Consider the following 19,222-nt stretch of genomic DNA (forward strand, 5'->3'; position numbering starts at 1 on the left):
TGGTTCGATCGCACCATAATTGAGGTTTGATAAGTACCATGATTAACAGGATTATGTCACAATAGAAAACAGTTAATTGAAAAACTGTAAAAATCATGGCACGAGATCTGCGGGGATTTTTGAAAATATTAGAAGAACGGGGACAGTTACGAAGAATTAGCGCCCTGGTAGACCCGGATTTAGAAATTGCCGAAATTTCCAACCGAATGCTACAGTGTGGCGGTCCTGGGCTGTTATTTGAAAATGTCAAAGGTGCCGCTTACCCGGTAGCCGTGAACCTGTTGGGGACCGAACAAAGGGTCTGTTGGGCGATGAATATGGAACAGCCCCAGGAGTTAGAAGAATTAGGTAAAAAACTGGGGATGTTACAGCAACCTAAACCACCTAAAAAAATCTCCCAGGCGATAGATTTTGGTAAGGTTTTATTTGATGTGGTGAAAGCCAAACCTGGGCGGAATTGGTTTCCTCCCTGTCAGGAGGTGGTGATTGAGGGAGAAGAGGTAGATTTAACTAAAATTCCCATGATTCGCCCTTATTCTGGTGATGCGGGAAAAATTATTACTTTAGGATTGGTAATCACTAAAGATTGTGAAACCGGAACTCCTAATGTAGGTGTATATCGCTTACAATTACAGTCTCATAATACCATGACTGTTCACTGGTTATCCGTGCGTGGTGGCGCGAGACATCTGCGGAAGGCGGCGGAAAATGGTAAAAAGTTAGAAATTGCGATCGCCCTAGGTGTTGATCCGCTGATTATCATGGCGGCGGCTACTCCCATTCCCGTAGATTTATCTGAATGGTTATTTGCGGGATTATATGGGGGTTCTGGGGTACAATTGGCTAAGTGTAAAACGGTGGATTTAGAAGTTCCCGCAGATTCAGAATTTGTCCTAGAAGGAACTATCACCCCAGGGGAAGTGCTACCCGATGGACCCTTTGGTGATCACATGGGTTATTATGGGGGTGTCGAAGATTCGCCACTGATTAGGTTTCACTGTGTCACCCACCGCCATGATCCTATTTATTTAACTACTTTTAGCGGACGACCACCCAAAGAAGAGGCGATGATGGCGATCGCCCTTAATCGGATTTATACTCCTATTCTGCGCCAGCAGGTATCAGAAATTTGTGATTTCTTTTTACCAATGGAAGCCCTCAGCTACAAAGCCGCAATTATTTCCATTGATAAGGCTTATCCCGGACAAGCGCGGCGCGCGGCTTTAGCCTTTTGGAGTGCTTTACCGCAGTTTACCTATACCAAATTTGTGATCGTGGTGGATCGAAATATTAATATCCGCGATCCGCGCCAAGTAGTATGGGCGATCGCCTCAAAAGTTGACCCATCAAGGGATGTATTTATTCTCCCCCATACCCCCTTTGATAGTTTAGATTTTGCGAGTGAAAAAATTGGTTTAGGGGGAAGGATGGGTATTGATGCGACCACCAAAATCCCCCCAGAAACCGAACACGAATGGGGGGAAGCCTTAGAATCTGATCCAGATGTCGCTAAAATGGTGGAACGTCGCTGGGCTGAATATGGGTTAGGAGATTTGAATTTAAACGAAGTTGACCCTAACAAATTTGGCTACGAAATGAACTACATTCAGTGACCAAAACCAGACTTTAGGGGCGGGTTTATTGGTGCTATTTACCGCTATTTACAGCCAATAAATAAACCCAAAAACCCGCTTTTTATGAGTTGATTTAATCAACAATTGCCCCCCGAATTTTCAGGTCAAACTTGGCATTTTCCGAAAGTCCGATCGCCCCTTTAAATTGAGCGCCTTCTACTTGAGCATTAGTCAAAAAAGCGCCACTCAAATTAGCCCCTCGCAAATCTGCGCCCTTGAGATTAGCCTCTTTCAAATTCACCCCAATTAAATTAGCTTCCGTCAAATCAGCATTAGTTAAATCATGTTTTTGACCCCCATGATTAGAAATTTTCCAAATCACACGCCACTTAGGGTCTAACTGAGTGTCATCATTAATTAAAGTACTACTCAAATTAGCCCCCCTAAAATCAACATTGAGTAACATAGAACCACGCATATCTGCACCAATCAGATTAGTATTATTTAGTTGTGCATCTTGCAGGGTAGCATTACTCAGATTAGCCCCAATCAGTTTGCTTTGAGTTAAGTTAGCCTGTCTGAGATCCGCGCCAATTAGCTGGGCATAAATTAAATTGACACCACCCATACTGGTACTAAATAGTTTAGCCTTATTCAAAGAAGCCCCCATCAAATTAGCCCCATTCAAATAGGCTTTGGTCAAATCTGCACCCCGGAGATTAGCATGACCCATATCCGCATTAATTAAATTAGCTTTTATCATTTCTGCTAGACTTAAATTCGCTTGAGTAAGAGTAGCATTCATCAAATTAGTTTTATTCAGATTAATGCTATTAAGATCAGCCCCTTGAAGTTGAGCGCCAATTAAAATAGCCTTGTGAAAATCTCGCTCCCCTTGAGCATAAGATGCTAGTAATGTTTCAGCATTCATCTGGCTTTTATCTCCTAGTTAAAATTAAAGGGCAATTGTCCGGGTCGTTAATATCAATATCATCAATGAGTCGTGGCAGGTTAAAAAACACAAAAATATGCTACTATGGAGAGGTTTAAGATGATAATGAATTACTCCTCACTGGGTGTGGTTTCCTGGTTTTCTGTTCCGGTATGGTCGTCCACAGATTGGGATTTTGGGCGACGATTTCGGCGGGCTGATTTCATCAGTTTAACCTGATAAGGATCAGCATCCGATCGCCAATAAACTCTATGTCCTCGAATTTCCGCGCAGTGTTCCTCCAGACATTTTAACCAACCTCCGAGGGTTTGAATAGCTGATTTGTCATCCAGAAGCCCCCAGTCTTGTTCCTGACAGGTAAGTTTAGCAAACTTTTCATACGAGGGATAGTCTGGGGTAACGAAGGCTTCCTTAGCATAAAGAATCGGAGCATTAGCACCCTGATAACTTCGATAACTGACCTGGAGATCTCGCAGGTCGATCGCCATTTTGGTTTGTAGGACCGGATGAGGATTAGTATCAAAATCAGGATAAAATAAATAGGTTATTTTCGGCGTTTTAATATGAAATTTAATCAACGTTGTTCCTTCTAAGCGTCCAATCGTCTGATGGGCGCAACCCTCATACACCCTTAACAGGGGGTCGAGTTTCTCTAGGGCGCTAATATGAACCCAAAGGGAGTTTGGGCGCTTCTGACCTATTTCGCTATGATAACAGCATTCAGCAATTATATCAGGGTTCCCCATACTATAAAGCATGACATCAGCCAAAGCACAAGCCTTCTTATAGCTACCAAATAACCCTTTAATGTCATTTTTGACCTGTGCAGATAAATCCGACAATTTCGGACGTTTTCCAAACTGACTGAGGGCTAGATAAACCAGCAAATCTTGGCGACGACGATCTGCTACTTTTTCCCATTCTTGTGAGTTAGTGGCTTGCATAATTACCTTAAAAGCGCGTTTAATAGTTCCAAATTCTGCCTCAATTTCGGAAGTTTGTGGCAGTTCTGACCCCACCGGAAGCCGACCGCGATCGCACAAAAACTCTATCAAAGGTTGCAGGAGTTCTTGATATTCTTCAAAACGCTTAACCTGGACACAAATGCGGGGAGAAGAAACTCGCGATCGAAATCGGGAGGCGCGAAAATTCTCAGCTTCTGATTCATCTCTAAATACCAAATAAACACCCAAATCAATCGGGATTGAATCCACATTCAAAACCTGATCAATATAGATTTTCAACTCCTCTTGCTGGTAATACTTTTGAAAAGTATTGCGATTAGTAATCACCCCATCTCCATAAGCAATAATACCACGATCGCAATCATCAATCAAAATTTGCGCCGCCACAATTAACACCCTTTCCGTTAACTCCCAGGACCGAATTAATGCTTCCCGTCTTTCCACCTGACATTCAATCACATTAATCACATAACCCAGATTCACAATTTCCGATACAATTTGGGCAGTTTCTGGGGAATAGTAAGGGTCCCAACCTGCTGATAAATAACCGCGATCGCTTATTTGTTTTAAATCACCTCCATAACCACAACCATAATCAAAGAAACTGCTATTTTCCCGAAATAATCCCGCTTCCAGCGCCAGGCGTACAGGGCGAGATAAACTTTTCCGAATTATCGCAGCTTTGTGGCGTTCAATGCGAGGAGTAATCGTAGCTGTTTCCCATTCCTGATCAGACAGATACACCACCTGATGATCCTGAATCGCCACACCACATCTAACCAGATGATTTAACCAACCTTGGCGGGTTCCAATACTGCTATAAAGTCGAGTTTTTTTACTCAACAATCCTAGCTTTTCCTCCATCTGGGTTAATTGGTAAAAACTGTCATAAAGGGGATAGTCCGCCGCCACAAAAGTTTCTTTACGGTGTAGGATAGGCGGGTTATTGCTGTTAGTATAGTTAGAAAAATTTACTCTACCCCTAGGGACTATCACTTGATAACTCGTGGCTAAATCCGGGTGAGCATCTGTATCAAAATCTGGGTAAAATAAATAAGAAATAATCGGTTTATCCGTATGAAATTTAATCAGAGTTGTGGGGGGAACTGGGTTAAGCGCTTGGCGGGCTAGATGTTCATACAGGCGCAGCAGCGGGTCAAGGCGGTTAAGGGCAGAAATATGCACATACAGCGCGGCGGGGAGTTTTTTACCAATGGGGCTTTGGTGACAACAATGGGCGATCGCCCTAAGTTGATGAAGGGCTAGTAAAAGCTGGTTAACCCTCACACAGGCTTGCTGGTAGCTACCAAAAGTGCGATCGATTTCCTCATGCCACTGTGTCGAAAGGTCACTAAATCGGTTAATCTGGGGGGGAAGCTGAAATTCAATCGCTTTCTGGGCTAAGTATAAAATCAAATCATCGGCGGTGGGGTGAACATTTAAACCCGTTGTTGGGCGGTGATTGATGGCAAAATCCCAACTGTCACTGCTACACTGAATGACATCATGGTTGTTCATTGCAACTGATCTCCACAGTCGGACTATCTTAGCAGCTATTATATGACATAAAGACCTCCAGGAAAATTCCTCCCTTGTCTTTTTTCAAAAAGATTGCTATATATTTAGCAGTTTCCGCCAAACCTTAACCGAAATTTTAGATGATTGCGATCGAATATTTATCTATTGCCATTGCTATCCTGCTGTTAGCTAGTGTCATTGCTAGTAAAGCTGCCATTCACTTAGGTGTTCCTAGTTTGCTACTGTTCCTAATGATTGGAATTGTCACGGGTTCCGAAGGTATAGGCGCTATTGAATATAACAATCCCGAATTAACCAGGACTATCGGAGATATGGCGCTGACTATTATTTTATTTTCCGGCGGACTAGATACTAAGTGGGCGAAAATTCGTCCCGTGTTAATTCCCGGACTCACTCTCGCTACAGTAGGAGTCGGGTTAACCACTCTTTTATTAGGGATTTTTGCTTGGTTTATGCTGGGTTCCTTTTCCACCTTTAATATTGGCGTAAGAGGAATTAATTTAACTGAAGGATTATTGTTAGGGGCGATTATTTCTTCTACTGATGCAGCCGCCGTATTTTCAATTTTGCGATCGGGTAATTTAGGTCTGCGGGGAAATCTGCAACCTTTGCTAGAATTTGAATCTGGCAGTAATGACCCCATGGCCGCTTTACTAACTATTGAAATCGTGCAAATCTTGGAACAAGGGCAGTTCTCATTGTGGTCTTTAATCCTATCGGTGATTATGCAAATGTTGATGGGCCTGGCGATGGGATATGGCTTGGGCAAGGGGACAGTTTGGGCCATTCGTAGCATGAATTTAACTGCTGAAGGGCTATATTCTGTAATGACACTCGCTCTAACTTTGCTGACCTATGGTTTAAGTACCGTTGTCGGTGGTAATGGTTTTCTGGCTGCTTATATAGCAGGTTTAGTGGTTGGCAATTCCCACCTTCCTAGTGCAGGAAAAAATATTTTTAGTTTCTATGAAGCCCTAGCTTGGCTGATGCAAATTATCATGTTCTTAAACCTAGGATTGCTAGTGATTCCGTCCCAACTTATTCCTATCGCTGCGGTGGGAATAGCAATGGGTTTATTTTTAATTTTCGTGGCGCGTCCCATTGCTACCCTTTCTTGTCTATCATTAGTAAAGATGCCAATAAAAGAGAAACTATTTGTTTCTTGGGTAGGTTTACGGGGGGCTGTTCCCATTGTTTTAGCAACTTTTCCTTTAACCGCTGGTATTCAAGGTGCTAATCAGATTTTTCATGTCATCTTTTTTATGGTGATTGTATCTTTACTGGTTCAGGGTCTATCCCTATCACCTCTAGCTAATAAACTTGATTTAATGGCGGAGTCAGAAAATTAAAAATCTCAATTTGCGGGGTAAAATTATCATGAAAATCAACATATTTATAGGGGCGATATTGGCGGTGATTTTAGTCGCCTGTACACCCCAACCAAGTACCATAACAGGTCAACAACAATCGGGGTTAGAATCAACTACAACCGAAAAATTTACCGATGCGGCTCAAACCATTGATATTAGTGAAATTCAAGCTATAGCAGGACAAACTGTTTATATTCCGGTTTACTCTCATATCTATTTCCGAAACACCCAACAGGCTTATAATTTAGCCAGTACACTTAGTATTCGCAATACAGACCCAAATTCTCCCATCATTATCACTTCTGTGAGTTACTACAATACTGATGGTAATTTGGTTAAAAATTACCTTGATAGTGCCCTGAAAATGCCACCTCTCGCCAGCATGGAGTTTTTTATTGAACAAAGCAATACTAGCGGGGGTTCTGGTGCTAATTTTCTGGTTGAATGGGTATCAGAAAGCGCCGTTTCTGAACCGATAATGGAATCAGTAATGATTGGTGTATCAGGAACCCAGGGGTTAGCTTTTACCAGTCGAGGACAAGTAATTAATAATCAACCATAGATAATTAGATGGTTTTCAGAACCCCCTCGCTGGGGGAGAGGGTTACTTAACTACAGTCGATTAAAATTCATCCTCAAGAATAACTGCCAGAACCCGCTCAATGATATAATCGGGAGTGGTATTAGTATCTTCATCCAGCAAAACTACAATAGTCATTTCCTCATCAGGAAGATGCCATAAGGCTGATGAATAACCATCTATTCCCCCAGTGTATCCCCAAACATCTCCCCATTCTTTAGCATCCCAACTATTAACTCCTAAGCCATAAAAACCCCCCTCATTATCTGGAAACCAATTAATCATTTGATCAAAGGTATCCTCATTTAAGAGTTCATCAGTCATAAATAGGGTTTCGGCAAATTTTCCCACATCATAAGCACTGGAAATTAAGCCACGATCGCCTAAACCAGTGCCTAATTTTTCCGGACTGATGCAATTTTGACAACTCTTGTGTTTCGGGGGGGGAGTTTCGCGGTATTCGGTAAAGGTATCCTTTAAACCGAGGGGGTCAAAAATCCGCGATCGCATTTCTTGATAGAGAGGATTTCCGGTTACTGCTTCCACAATCAACTCTAGCAAAATATAGTTAGTATTCGAGTAACAATGACCCGCGCCAGGAACCCCCAGAGATTCTAAATTATCTGCCAAACAGATAGCCTCTTTAGCCGTCAAAAACTGATTTTTTTCCCGTTGACTAGCGGCTTGTTGAAACTCATCAGTTTCCAGGTAATCATCTAAACCGCTGCTATGATTAAGCAATTGTCGAATGGTAATTTTATCGCTATTTTCCAGGCGATCGCAGATTTCCTGATCCAGCCATTTCGTCAAATTATCTTCTAAATCAAGGCTACGATTTTGGTATAATTGTAAAACCACCGTAGCCACAAAAACCTGACTAATACCACCAATCCGAAAGCGATCGCGACGCTGGACTTTATGGCGTTTGGTAACATAAGAAAAACCCGATGCTATCTCATATTTGCCTTCAGGGGTTGCCACATAAAGAACTCCCCCCGGCACATTTTGTTCCGCCGTCGCTTCATCTAAAAGAAATTGTAAACTTTCAGTTAAGGCTATCATCATTACAACTAGAGTGTATTATAGTTTAGGATTAGTTATAATATCATTATCCGGCCAAGGAATCACCTTTTGAGTCGCCAAATATTCAGCCACAGCGATCGCGCCATAGCGGTTGAGATGACTAGGGTCAGAGAAATAGTCATAACTATCTGACCAGCGCCACCCCAAATCGAGAAAAACCAAACCCGTTTCAGCAGCCACCCTCTCCATGTGTTCACGGAATTTCTCCTCATAGGCACTGCGAACCGGGTCAAAATAATGATCAGTTAGTGGCATATTGACAAATACCACAGGAATCCGAAATGATTGAGTATAAGCGATTATATTCTTCAAAGATTGGGTCTGAATGCCGTCTAATTGAAAATTTTGATAATCGCTATCATAATAACCCGAAACCTTAGCATGATTTTGATAGTAAATTTCCGGGTCAAAGCGCACCGATAAAGGCAAAAATCCATTGGGCAAAAATCTAGCTTCCTCCTCGGTTTCTGCCTCGGCTAATTCCTGTTGTTCCGAGGGGGTTGGCGGGGTAGCAAAGGCGCGACCATTAGCAATAGATTGTAAAACTGCCTTGAAGCGATCGCGCTGTCTATAGGCTTGGGATACCTGGGAAATTTGTTCTTGAATAGCCTGTTGAAACTGCTGTTGGTCCCACCTTCCGTCTAGGGCATTTTCCGTCAATGCTATCAAAGTTTCCTGAAGATTTGGGGGTGGTTCAAAGGAATCTGGGGGGACAATTTGAAAAGTTCCTTGGCTAATTTGTTGATAGGCTTCTGATGCAGAAATCGCCTGATAAGTCCGGTCTTCTCGACCACTATTTAGCGCCCGCACCCCATCAGCTAAAATAATCAACTGAGGCAATTGTTCAGGGGGCAAAATCCGCCGAATAATTAAATCAACAATTTGCACTGTTGCCCCATTTATGCCAAAATTAAACACCCGTAAAGGCGGATGACCTTCTGCTACCAATCCCCTACTCAAAACCTCTGGATCAATGCCTCGCAAGGCGCGAGAACTGCCGATAATTAGTATATCTGGGGGTCTTTTATGGGTGGCGATATATTGTTGATAGCGGACAATCTGTTCATCTAGTTGTTGGCTGCGGAAAGTCGGGTAAACAAATTGCGACAAACGGCATTGAGTATCATCAACATCACAAGCAGCAGCGATCGCCGATTTTCCTGGTCGGGAAGTAAAACCAGAGTCATTAAAAACCCCATCACCTTCACTCACAGCCAACACCTGTAAACTCGATAGCCAACCCGTGGGGGGGTCTTGTGTCAAGGTAGGGACTTGTTCCCCTTCAGTTTCCGCCTCCGAAATATCAGCAGAGATAGCAGTCATAGCAATAGAATCAAGCAGACTCCCCACCAGGCGATCGCTCTGCCAAACCATCAGCAATCCCAGTAGCCCACAAGCCACAGCCAGAGCGCGTTTCTGATACCTCTGAGAGGTTTTTTCAACGACAATATCTGGGCAGTTTTTACTGGTAAATAACTGAGAAGCCATCAAAACTTGGCTAATGGTTTCGCTCAGGTGATGCAGTGCTGATAAAACCTGAGATGATGGCAAATCACTATCTGCACCATCAACATTAATAGCCGGAGAAAATACCAACTGTCCGACCTGTTCTCCCACCGCCGTGGCGGTTAATTCTGAGTCGATAAAATCTTCCGAAGCAGTTAATGGTTGATCTATCTCCGTCGGTTTTAAGGAAATACCATAGCGCCAGAGGGGGTGTTTTTGACCCGCCCGCCGTCCATAGATGCGGACTCCTTCCACCCCTTCAATTCCTTGGGCTTGTAAAAATCTAGCGATCACGAGGGCGACGCGAGACTGAGAAGGACAAGTAGGCGCTTCTGTCATCACATGGATAAATTTCCCCTTGCGTAACGCCAGAACTTTAATTCCCCCGGTGGCGAGTTTAGTTTCTAGGTCAGGGTTAATCAGACGTTCAATTTGGAATTTAATCGCATCGATATCCCCTTGGGCGGCGAGGGTCTGGGTGGGGGTTTGCAGGTCGGGATGTTCAAAAGCAGGTAAATTTAGCCAATCAATCCAAGTCGGCTTTTGGGCTTCTTTACCTGTGGGGCTGATTTCTACGCCGTAAATAGTGGCGGCGCGAATACCTTGGGGGCCGATCGCATTTAAAATTTCCCGACAAGCGGTGACAACGGTTTCCTTCTGGGGGGAGAGGCGACGACGATGATTTTTCGTATCTCCTAATTGGTGACAAAACAGGTGTAGGGTAGATTCTTTCAGAGTCGCCCTAAGTCCAATATCTAGTGCCGCTAGTTTTTGATTAAGCAGAATGGCGATCGCCTCAGAGTCTCCCCAGCGCGCCCAATCTTTCAGAATGCGATCGGGGGGAGTTAGGTCAATCCGTAGCATCCAATCCGCTTTAGTTTCCCCTTCCACCCTTAGTAAAATGCAGGCATCGCGGAAGTCTTGCAGTTGCAATTCCCGCAGTCTACTAGCTATAGGTTCCGCTAATAGGGAAGGGTCCGGGCTGTAGGCTGACTCACACAGTACCCATAACCGCCGCCGTTTAGATCTCCATAGGGTTGATTTGTCGCTTTTCTGGTTGCGAATGCTGACTTTGACGCTGACCCCCAACCCGCCCATAATTTCGCTCAGAATACTGGCGATCGCATCAGGATTACCCCGGCGGGCTAAATTTTCCGGGGTTGCCACTAGGGCTGGTTCCACCGGACTATCGGGAGGGGTAGCTAGGTCAGTTGGTGGCTGCTGATTTTCCGCCTCCGTGTCATTAACCGGGGTAATGATGACCCGGGGCTGGTCAGAAACAGTAGTCGTTGAGGAAGATGGGCGATCGCCAATGAATGTGCGATCGGCTATATCCCCCAACCATTTACGCAGTCCCACACCCTGACCCTGATCTCCTGTTGACCGAGGGTGCAGTGCGTGTACTGTAGCCGAAGTCGGATAATCCAGTTTAACCGTCCACTCCGGGCGTTTAGCACCTGTCTCGCGACCCGAAACAAATATCTTATAAATTTTCGGCGCATCGCGGGGCAGTAAAGATTCTAGCGGCCTGCGGTCTAAAGCCATCTTGAATTGAGACACCACCACTGTCTCTCGAGGAGAGGGCTGTCCCTCGCACAAAATATGTAAATGATTCCCTCGCAACCTGGTCTGTACCTCAACCCCGGCTGTGGCGATCGCATCAATTGACCATTGCGTTAATCCTGAATAATCCCTAACCACGCGCTACATTACGCCAAAATAAGTTACAATCTACACAATTCCGAATTCCGGGTTCATGGGTACTCTCAGGCTTAAACTCCTGAAAGAACCAACTGACCTCGCTTCCCAACTCTTGGCAGCACCAGACAGGCCACTGCTTGCCACGATCTTACTGTTTTTATGTTCGTTTCGAGAGTCTAACCGGCTAATTAAGCCCCGACAATACCATTATACATATTCCCATAGTCAATTTTCCCAGGGGACGCGGTAGCGACCCGCCCGCACATATTCAGCATAACTCAGCGGCCTCTCTGACGGGAAGGTTGCCCCGGATCACATCTTCTGGCATAGTTAGCTTAACCAACTGTTGAGGCAAGTTACAGATGTCTTCTGCTGATGATACCCCTGTTTCCGACCCTATAGCCCCGAAAACCCCCCTTTTACCTTCCGATTTGCTTTTGGGGTTGGCCACAACCCCTGTGGTTGTGGCTTTTGCTGCCATTCCTATAGTGCAAGAGTTGGTGTTGAGTCTCAGTGAGGGTAGCGAGGAAGTTTTCCGAGGCGCGCGCTTACCCGTCCTCCATTTTCCTAACCAGGGAAGCTACTAGCCTCCCAACCTTCCCTGGATGTTTATTTGCCCCATAATTACTCACCAAATACAGGTAATAAATTCAGCAGCCCGAATTGATGAATAAGGGCTGATGGGAGGGGATATTTACCCTAGGGGGAAAGCCGATTACCTGGGGTAAATATATCTGGCAATATGTCCCCAAAATGCCTCTCACTGATTATAGCACAACCGGGGCTAATTTAATTGATAAATTAGATACAATCATCGAAAATTTGATAGTGTGATGATGGGAGTTTCTTAGAAATTTCTGGGGAGATATTTCACCGAATGTCTACCGGGCAAGTATAATGTTTAAGATATTCTTGCTAACTACGGAACAGGCCCTATGAGTTCACTGGTCCAATCCTCAGAACCAATCCCTAGCGCAGTAGTGTCATCTAACGTCACTGCAGGAGCTTCTGAACTGTTGTTAAGGAATCGCCTAAAAATTGTCGAAGATTTATGGGAAAGTGTCCTACGTCAGGAGTGCGGAGAGCAATTGGTAGATTTACTTCTACAGATGCGATCGATGACCTCACCAGAAGGACAAGCATCGCCGGATTTACAAGCCAATGTCTGGCAAATTATCAAAGAGCTTGATATCAATGCAGCCATTAGAGCAGCGCGAGCATTTGCCTTGTATTTTCAACTGATCAACATAGTCGAGCAACATTATGAGCAGCGCGAGCAAGAGTTAGCCTATGCTCAGATCAAACAACAAGGAGCACCAGAGAGTCCCGCCGACAAGTCGAATCGCTCCATTTTTGAAACTCGTCATCAGCGCTTTTCCACAGCCGAAGAAACACCAGTGGAGCTATTAAATCAAACTAGCCAACGCCAAAATGATCGCGATTTAGCCACATTCCATAACCTATTTCCGATGCTGCAAAGGCTAAACGTCCCCTCCCAGGTGATTCAGCGGCTACTAAATCAACTCGATATTAGGTTAGTATTCACAGCTCACCCCACAGAAATTGTACGCCATACAATCCGCACCAAACAGAGGAGGATCGCCAAAATTCTCCAGCAACTAGATACAGTAGACGAAAGTTATGGCAAAGTAGACAATAAAGATCCCGAAGCCACCGGGTTAGTCAAAACTTGGACAGGTGAACTACAAGAACAACTAACCGAAGAAATAAGGCTGTGGTGGCGTACTGATGAACTGCACCAGTTTAAGCCCACAGTTTTGGATGAAGTCGAATATAGTTTGCACTATTTCCAGGAAATCTTATTTGATGTAATTCCCCAACTGTACCAAAGGATTAAACAAACCCTACACCCGTGTTTTCCGCACCTGAAACCACCCAACTACGATTTTTGTAAATTTGGGTCTTGGGTGGGAGCCGATCGCGATGGTAACCCGTCAGTCACCCCAGAAGTCACCTGGAAAACAGCCTGTTATCAACGGGGTATGATTATAGACAAATACATTCAGGCTGTGGATCATCTAAGTCAACTGTTGAGCCTATCTCTGCATTGGAGTGACATTTTACCAGAATTACTCGAATCTCTAGATCGCGATCAGGTACAACTTCCAGAAGTTTATGATCAGGTAGCCATCCGCTATCGCCAAGAACCCTATCGGCTCAAACTATGCTACATACACAAGCGCCTACAAAATACCCGCGATCGCAATCAGAGACTTTCTACCAGTAACGAAGTAGAAAGGGAACGCGAGCGCATTGTCACCAAAGAAAACGCCGGAAGTCTGTACAATTCAGGCTCGGAATTTCTGAAGGAATTAAAGCTAATCGAGCGGAACCTACTAGCCACAGGTATCCAATGCCGAGATTTAGAGAACCTCATCTGTCAGGTAGAAATTTACGGCTTTTATCTAGCGCGGATGGATATGCGGCAGGAATCCTCCGTACATAGTACAGCCTTAAATGAAATTGTAGACTATCTGCAACTACTAGCCAGGCCCTACGATGACCTCACCGAAGCCGAGCGCACCCTGTGGCTAATCACAGAATTGCAAACCCGCCGCCCCCTAATTCCCGCCGAGTTACCCTTTTCCCAAAAAACCTGTGAAACCATTAACACTTTCCGGGTCATGCGAGAATTACAGCAGGAATTTGGTCAGGAAATTTGCCAAACCTACATTATCAGCATGAGTCATGATGTTAGTGACCTGCTAGAGGTGCTGTTGTTAGCCAAGGAAGCCGGACTGTATGATCCGGCCACAGGAATTGGTAATTTGCAGGTAGTACCCCTGTTTGAAACCGTAGAGGATCTTAAAAAAGCCCCCTCAGTAATGAAAGACCTGTTTGAGTTACCCCTATATCGCGCACTGCTTGCGGGTGGCTACCAAAAATATCAGCAGGTCAGCCAAGATATGAACGCCTCTCTACAGGAGATTATGTTAGGTTACTCCGACAGCAATAAAGATTCGGGGTTCCTCAGTAGCAACTGGGAAATTCACAAAGCCCAGAAAGCCCTACAAACCTTGGCGGAATCTTACTATGTCAGTATTCGCATCTTCCACGGTCGCGGTGGCTCTGTGGGACGCGGCGGCGGACCGGCTTACAAAGCCATTTTGGCTCAACCCGGTAAAAGTATTAATGGCCGCATTAAGATTACCGAACAGGGAGAGGTTCTCGCCTCCAAATATTCTTTGTCTCAACTGGCTCTGTATAATTTGGAGAGTGTAGCCACAGCCGTGATTCAAGCCAGTTTACTCCATACCGGGTTTGATGAAATTGAACCCTGGAATCAAATTATGGAAGAGTTATCTGTGCGATCGCGATCGTGTTATCGAGCTTTGATTTATGAACAGCCGGACCTAGTTGATTTCTTTGAGCAGGTAACACCCATTCAGGAAATTAGCCAATTGCAAATTAGCTCCCGGCCCGCTCGTCGCCAAAGTGACAAGAAAAAAGATATTTCCGGTTTACGAGCCATTCCTTGGGTGTTTAGTTGGACTCAGAGCCGCTTTTTGCTACCCTCTTGGTATGGGGTCGGTACAGCCATAGAGCAGTTTATTCAAGAAGAACCCCAGGAAAATATCAAACTGCTCCGTTACTTTTACATTAAATGGCCATTTTTCCGCACTACCCTCTCCAAGGTAGAAATGACCCTGGCTAAAGTTGACCTAGAAATGGCTCATCACTATGTGCGGGAGTTGAGTCATCCTAAAGATCGCGATCGCTTTGAGGATTTATTTGAGCGCATAGCCAAAGAGTTTAATCTGACCCGTCAAATGGTTCTGGAAATTACCGGACAGCAACAGTTACTAGATAATGATCCCGTACTTCAGCGCTCAGTGCGACTGCGTAATGGCACAATTATTCCTCTCGGTTTATTGCAAGTGTCTTTACTCCAGCGCCTGCGTCATCATGGAACTTCTGCTACTCCCGGCGTAATTCATTCGAGATATAGCAAAGGGGAATTGTTGCGCGGTGCTTTATTAACCATCAACGGTATCGCCGCCGGAATGCGTAACACAGGCTGATCATCTCCAGACCTGGGACATCTTATCAGTCGCCAACTATCACCAGTGGGGAGTTTAGGGGCGCGTGTCCTTAGACTTCCTTGCTACCACAGGAAAAACGTGCTATTGATTAGGGGTATTTTTCAGACGTTCCGGGGGCGGGTTCCGTGAGTTGACTGGTTTTTCCAATGGCATATCTAGCACCCGCCCCTACAGTTCACGCTATCGCAATTTATGTCTGTACAACTTGTACCTTTGCATATCCCTAGTGGTTGGGCAATTCTGCACAATTCTTTTGGTGATGTAGACCCAGTGATCGAACATGGCTACATTATCAATGGTGAGTTTTTTAATGAAAATTTGCTATCCGCTAAACCAATTGAGTTCAACGGAACAGACTGGGTGACAGTGGGTGACAGCTATCTGTTGCAGTTAGGATGGTATCCTGAATATCGTCCAGAAGGCTGTTATCGCTTAACCGTCAGCCAGGGAAGTGGTGATCAAAAAATTGTGGTTAAATACGAGTCTAAAGAACGGGAGGAAATTCGTCAGGTCCTACAGCGTTGTTTGGGTTGGGTTTCCCGTCGTGTGGGTATAGATGAAATTGGTAGCCTACTAGAAATTGAAGGCAAACAAATTGATAAAAATCCGCTAGGTTTCCGGGGAGTCCGCAAAAAAATTGTGGGGATTTCCGGGGATAAACTCAATAGATCAACCTATAGTCAGGTGGGTTGGTGGTCGCCTGTTTACTATGAGGTTTGCAATATGGCTTATCTCGACCAAAAATCAAATCGGATAGACTCTAATGGCTTGACACCAGAGAACAAGATGGCATAATAATGCTCACCAAAAACTTACTTGATTGAGGAGATTTAAACACTAATGGTCGTGTCTGAACAAAATCAACAAGCATCCACATATACAGACGATCGCTTTTTTAGCCTGCCCTTGTTCGATATTTTAATCGAGTTCTTTAATGAGGATGGTTGGGTTTATAAAGAAATCGAACATCGCCGAGTCGTGGCTCTGGGAATTGAGGGAAAAAATGGCCGTTTTGACTGCTATGCGATCGCCCGGGAAGAGGAAAAACAAATCACGGTTTACTCGATTTTTCCGGTGAAAGTACCAGACTATAAACGCCAAAATATCTCGGATTTTGTCACCCGGGCTAATTATGGCATGGTGATTGGTAATTTCGAGATGAATTTCTATGATGGGGAAATTCGCTACAAAACCAGTTTAGATGTAGCAGGCGATCGCTTAACTCCCGCTTTAATTAAGCATTTGATTTATACCAATGTTTCGACAATGGATAAATTTCTCCCTGGTATTATGTCGATTATTTACGGCAATATTTCACCAGAAGAAGCCATATCACGGTATTAATTAAGTGGGTCAGTAGGGGCAACCTTCTCTGGTTGCCTATCCTTTCCCACCCCAATAAACCTGACTAAACACTTGACAAAAAAGCAGATTTATGGTATGTCTGCTTAAAATCTTTGTTGCCAATCGTCACCAACCCGGATGGTCAAATCCGAATTAATTGCACCAGTAGAAGAAGCCCTAACCGTACCAAAACCGATATATTCTTGCAACATTTCAGCACTAGCTAAATCTCCCCCCTGGACAATAATCTGAGTCGATCGCATAGTATAAGGCAACCCCGGCACAACATAAACATTATTAAAGCCCTGCTTAAACAAATAATCCGCGACTCTTTCGGCTGCTTGTGGGTTTCCAGAGGCATTTTGTACGGCAATTTTAGTACGTTTAGACAATTCCTGATAACCCGATCGCTGTAATGGTCCAGGTAAGACAAACCCGGTAGAATCAACCCGAAAATATTGAGCCATAATGCGATCGCGTGCCGCGTCATCAACCACCCAATAACTCGTATATCCGCCCATGTCTCGCCCAGGTAACATCACCATTCGCACCTGTTGCGGTTCCAAATTCAACCCAAACTTAACCAGAGTCAGCATCTCCTCAAAATCCAAATTAGTATCAACATACTTCAACATCACCCGAATAATCTGAGGAATACGTGGCAATACATCAGGACTCTGTAAACGTTCTCGAATAGCCTCCATTAAAGCCTGTTGGCGTTGAATCCTGCCAATATCTCCATAAGCATCACTACGGAAGCGAGCAAAATGATCAGCCTGATCACCATCAATAGTTTGCCATCCCGGAGATAAATCAATCTCCAACTGTTGGGTATTATCCCGATAGGACATCGGATAGGGAACAAACACCTCCACCCCCCCCAACAAATTCACCAACTCCTTAAAAGCGCCAGTGCTAACTCGGACATAGCGGTTAATCTGCACCTGATTAAGGGTATCAGCTACCACCTCCGTAGCCAAGGAAGCGCCGCCCCAATAGTTAGCCTCGTTAATCTTACCCACACCCATACCAGGGATAAAAACCTCGGTATCACGGGGAATTGATAGCAAATTCAGATGGCGATCGCTCGGATTAAAATTCACCAAGATCATGCTATCACTGCGACCCCCAAAAACTTTCCCATCTTGTTCCTCGTGTGGTAGGGGGGGATCTATCCCCATGACCAAAATATTCACAGGTCGGGACAGACGAAACCGAAAGCGATCGCGCCATAATGAATTGAGAACCATCGATGCACTTTGTGGCTGTTCCGGTTTCAATGGAGACAGCAAAGCCGTTAGCGCCCCCAAAGTCGCCGAAGCGCTAGTAATGATCAGTGCAATAAAACTCAAAAATATTACCCGCAGGACTTTAGGTTGTCTTTGGTTGGTGGTGGGATAACTCATAAAATCGCCAATATCCTTTAATCTTGAACATGAAGTCAACTGAAGCTCAAAACTTTAAATCGCATGATACCCGTTATTCTCGCAGGTGGTAAAGGTGAGAGGTTCTGGCCTCTGAGTCGTCGTATCCGACCCAAACAATTTCTCAGTTTAGACGGTACTGGTCAAAGTTTATTACAAAGCACAGCAGAACGCTTGCTACCCTTGAGTAAAGGTGGTCCGGGTTTGTGGGTGATTACCTCCGCACTCCTAGAAAATGGAGTTCAGCAACAGTTACCCGATATCCCACCCGCAAATATTTTAGCCGAACCCCAAGGACGAGATACCGCCCCCGCCGTCGCCTGGACCGTCATTGAAGTTGTCCGTCGCTATGGGGAAGATACCGTGATTGGCTTTTTCCCGGCTGATCATTGGATTGGAAAACCGGATATTTTCCACGAGGCGATTAAATCAGCGGAAAATTTAGCTATCAGTCAGGATCTAATTGTCACCCTGGGGTTACAACCTCAATATCCGGCTACAGGTTACGGTTACATTGAACAGGGCGAAAAAATTGGCACTTTTGGCGATTTCACTGCTTATCAGGTAGCCCAGTTTACGGAAAAACCTGATCAAGAAAGGGCTGATCAATTTTTGGCTACTGGTCGGTTTAGTTGGAATGCGGGAATTTTTATATTTAGGGCTGGGGTGGTTCTTCAGGAATTACGCGCCTATGTCCCCGATTTGATTACCGCCCTGGAAGCTGAAGGAGCCAAGGCTTATGCTAACATTGAAAAAATCAGCATTGACTATGCACTGATGGAAAAAACCCAGAAAGCCTGTGTTTTACCAGTCTCTTTTGGCTGGGATGACCTGGGAGATTGGAATTCCTTAGAACGTCTTTTACCGAAACAAAATGGCAATGTGGCATTAGTCCGTCACTTGGGACTCGATACCCAAGATTCTATTCTGTATGGGAGTGATGAAAATGAGGTGATTATTACTATTGGGGTTCAGGATTTGGTGGTTGTTCGCGATGGTAATGTGACTTTGATTGTTGATAAGAACCGCACCCAGGATATTAAAAAGGTCTTGCCTCAGTTGGAGGATGATCCTGATTTGAGAGAACTTTTATAGGGAGGGCTGGCTACTTATCTGGTAG

At 44.7% G+C, this 19,222-nt stretch carries 13 protein-coding genes; 8 read left to right on the top strand and 5 right to left on the bottom strand.

Annotation, left to right across the window (positions count from 1 at the left end):
* Nucleotides 1–95 precede the first annotated feature (95 nt).
* The gene (locus XZ46_RS01265) at nt 96–1,613 is read left to right on the top strand and encodes a UbiD family decarboxylase (protein ID WP_006670706.1); all 1,518 of its coding nucleotides are present in this window, start codon (nt 96–98) and stop codon (nt 1,611–1,613) included.
* Between the two features lie 94 nt (nt 1,614–1,707).
* On the opposite strand, the gene XZ46_RS37705 is transcribed toward XZ46_RS01265, so the two are convergent.
* Nucleotides 1,708–2,505: a pentapeptide repeat-containing protein gene (locus XZ46_RS37705; protein WP_008051941.1), complete on the bottom strand. Its 798-nt coding sequence runs from the start codon at nt 2,503–2,505 to the stop codon at nt 1,708–1,710.
* 131 nt (nt 2,506–2,636) lie between these two features.
* Nucleotides 2,637–5,009, bottom strand: coding sequence for a DNA phosphorothioation-associated putative methyltransferase (locus XZ46_RS01275; protein ID WP_006670708.1), 2,373 nt, complete (start codon nt 5,007–5,009; stop codon nt 2,637–2,639).
* A 140-nt stretch (nt 5,010–5,149) separates the two neighbouring features.
* On the opposite strand from XZ46_RS01275, the gene XZ46_RS01280 reads away from it, so the two are divergent.
* Both XZ46_RS01280 and XZ46_RS01285 read left to right on the top strand, forming a co-directional pair.
* Nucleotides 5,150–6,379, top strand: a complete 1,230-nt coding sequence (locus tag XZ46_RS01280) for a potassium/proton antiporter (RefSeq protein WP_008051942.1) — start codon at nt 5,150–5,152, stop codon at nt 6,377–6,379.
* 28 nt (nt 6,380–6,407) lie between these two features.
* A complete protein-coding gene (locus XZ46_RS01285; protein WP_006622007.1) occupies nt 6,408–6,962 on the top strand; it encodes a DUF3124 domain-containing protein in 555 nt (184 codons plus the stop codon).
* 60 nt (nt 6,963–7,022) lie between these two features.
* Here XZ46_RS01285 and XZ46_RS01290 read toward each other — a convergent pair whose 3' ends face one another.
* Together XZ46_RS01290 and XZ46_RS01295 are read right to left on the bottom strand one after the other, a co-directional pair.
* Nucleotides 7,023–8,045, bottom strand: coding sequence for a serine hydrolase domain-containing protein (locus tag XZ46_RS01290; protein ID WP_008051944.1), 1,023 nt, complete (start codon nt 8,043–8,045; stop codon nt 7,023–7,025).
* A gap of 15 nt (nt 8,046–8,060) precedes the next feature.
* Nucleotides 8,061–11,270, bottom strand: a complete 3,210-nt coding sequence (locus XZ46_RS01295; RefSeq protein ID WP_048894883.1) for an SGNH/GDSL hydrolase family protein — start codon at nt 11,268–11,270, stop codon at nt 8,061–8,063.
* A gap of 362 nt (nt 11,271–11,632) precedes the next feature.
* Here XZ46_RS01295 and XZ46_RS01300 point away from each other — a divergent pair, with 362 nt between their 5' ends.
* The 4 genes from XZ46_RS01300 (at nt 11,633) to XZ46_RS01315 (ending at nt 16,678) form a co-directional block, all read left to right on the top strand.
* On the top strand, nt 11,633–11,857 hold the full coding sequence (locus XZ46_RS01300; protein ID WP_006622004.1) for a hypothetical protein: 225 nt from the start codon (nt 11,633–11,635) through the stop codon (nt 11,855–11,857).
* Nucleotides 11,858–12,205: 348 nt separating this feature from the next.
* Nucleotides 12,206–15,313 (top strand): phosphoenolpyruvate carboxylase, encoded by a 3,108-nt coding sequence (ppc, locus tag XZ46_RS01305; protein WP_006670891.1) that lies wholly within the window; start codon nt 12,206–12,208, stop codon nt 15,311–15,313.
* Nucleotides 15,314–15,526: 213 nt separating this feature from the next.
* Nucleotides 15,527–16,129, top strand: coding sequence for a hypothetical protein (locus XZ46_RS01310; RefSeq protein ID WP_008051947.1), 603 nt, complete (start codon nt 15,527–15,529; stop codon nt 16,127–16,129).
* 45 nt (nt 16,130–16,174) lie between these two features.
* Entirely contained in the window at nt 16,175–16,678 is a 504-nt protein-coding gene (locus XZ46_RS01315; protein ID WP_008051948.1) for a type III secretion system chaperone family protein, read from the top strand.
* Nucleotides 16,679–16,782: 104 nt separating this feature from the next.
* On the opposite strand, the gene XZ46_RS01320 is transcribed toward XZ46_RS01315, so the two are convergent.
* Nucleotides 16,783–18,084, bottom strand: coding sequence for an LCP family protein (locus tag XZ46_RS01320; RefSeq protein ID WP_006622000.1), 1,302 nt, complete (start codon nt 18,082–18,084; stop codon nt 16,783–16,785).
* Nucleotides 18,085–18,147: 63 nt separating this feature from the next.
* Between XZ46_RS01320 and XZ46_RS01325 the strand changes: the two genes are divergently transcribed.
* A complete protein-coding gene (locus tag XZ46_RS01325; protein WP_006621999.1) occupies nt 18,148–19,197 on the top strand; it encodes a mannose-1-phosphate guanylyltransferase in 1,050 nt (349 codons plus the stop codon).
* Nucleotides 19,198–19,222: the final 25 nt, after the last annotated feature.

Source organism: Limnospira indica PCC 8005 (genome assembly GCF_000973065.1).
GTDB classification, from domain to species: domain Bacteria; phylum Cyanobacteriota; class Cyanobacteriia; order Cyanobacteriales; family Microcoleaceae; genus Limnospira; species Limnospira fusiformis.

Excerpts from the sequence above, each read along its gene's own strand:
- XZ46_RS01265 (WP_006670706.1), top strand. The coding sequence starts at position 96 with ATGGCACGAGATCTGCGGGGATTTTTGAAAATATTAGAAGAACGGGGA.
- XZ46_RS37705 (WP_008051941.1), bottom strand. The coding sequence starts at position 2,505 with ATGAATGCTGAAACATTACTAGCATCTTATGCTCAAGGGGAGCGAGAT.
- XZ46_RS01275 (WP_006670708.1), bottom strand. The coding sequence starts at position 5,009 with ATGAACAACCATGATGTCATTCAGTGTAGCAGTGACAGTTGGGATTTT.
- XZ46_RS01280 (WP_008051942.1), top strand. The coding sequence starts at position 5,150 with ATGATTGCGATCGAATATTTATCTATTGCCATTGCTATCCTGCTGTTA.
- XZ46_RS01285 (WP_006622007.1), top strand. The coding sequence starts at position 6,408 with ATGAAAATCAACATATTTATAGGGGCGATATTGGCGGTGATTTTAGTC.
- XZ46_RS01290 (WP_008051944.1), bottom strand. The coding sequence starts at position 8,045 with ATGATGATAGCCTTAACTGAAAGTTTACAATTTCTTTTAGATGAAGCG.
- XZ46_RS01300 (WP_006622004.1), top strand. The coding sequence starts at position 11,633 with ATGTCTTCTGCTGATGATACCCCTGTTTCCGACCCTATAGCCCCGAAA.
- ppc (WP_006670891.1), top strand. The coding sequence starts at position 12,206 with ATGAGTTCACTGGTCCAATCCTCAGAACCAATCCCTAGCGCAGTAGTG.
- XZ46_RS01310 (WP_008051947.1), top strand. The coding sequence starts at position 15,527 with ATGTCTGTACAACTTGTACCTTTGCATATCCCTAGTGGTTGGGCAATT.
- XZ46_RS01315 (WP_008051948.1), top strand. The coding sequence starts at position 16,175 with ATGGTCGTGTCTGAACAAAATCAACAAGCATCCACATATACAGACGAT.
- XZ46_RS01320 (WP_006622000.1), bottom strand. The coding sequence starts at position 18,084 with ATGAGTTATCCCACCACCAACCAAAGACAACCTAAAGTCCTGCGGGTA.
- XZ46_RS01325 (WP_006621999.1), top strand. The coding sequence starts at position 18,148 with ATGATACCCGTTATTCTCGCAGGTGGTAAAGGTGAGAGGTTCTGGCCT.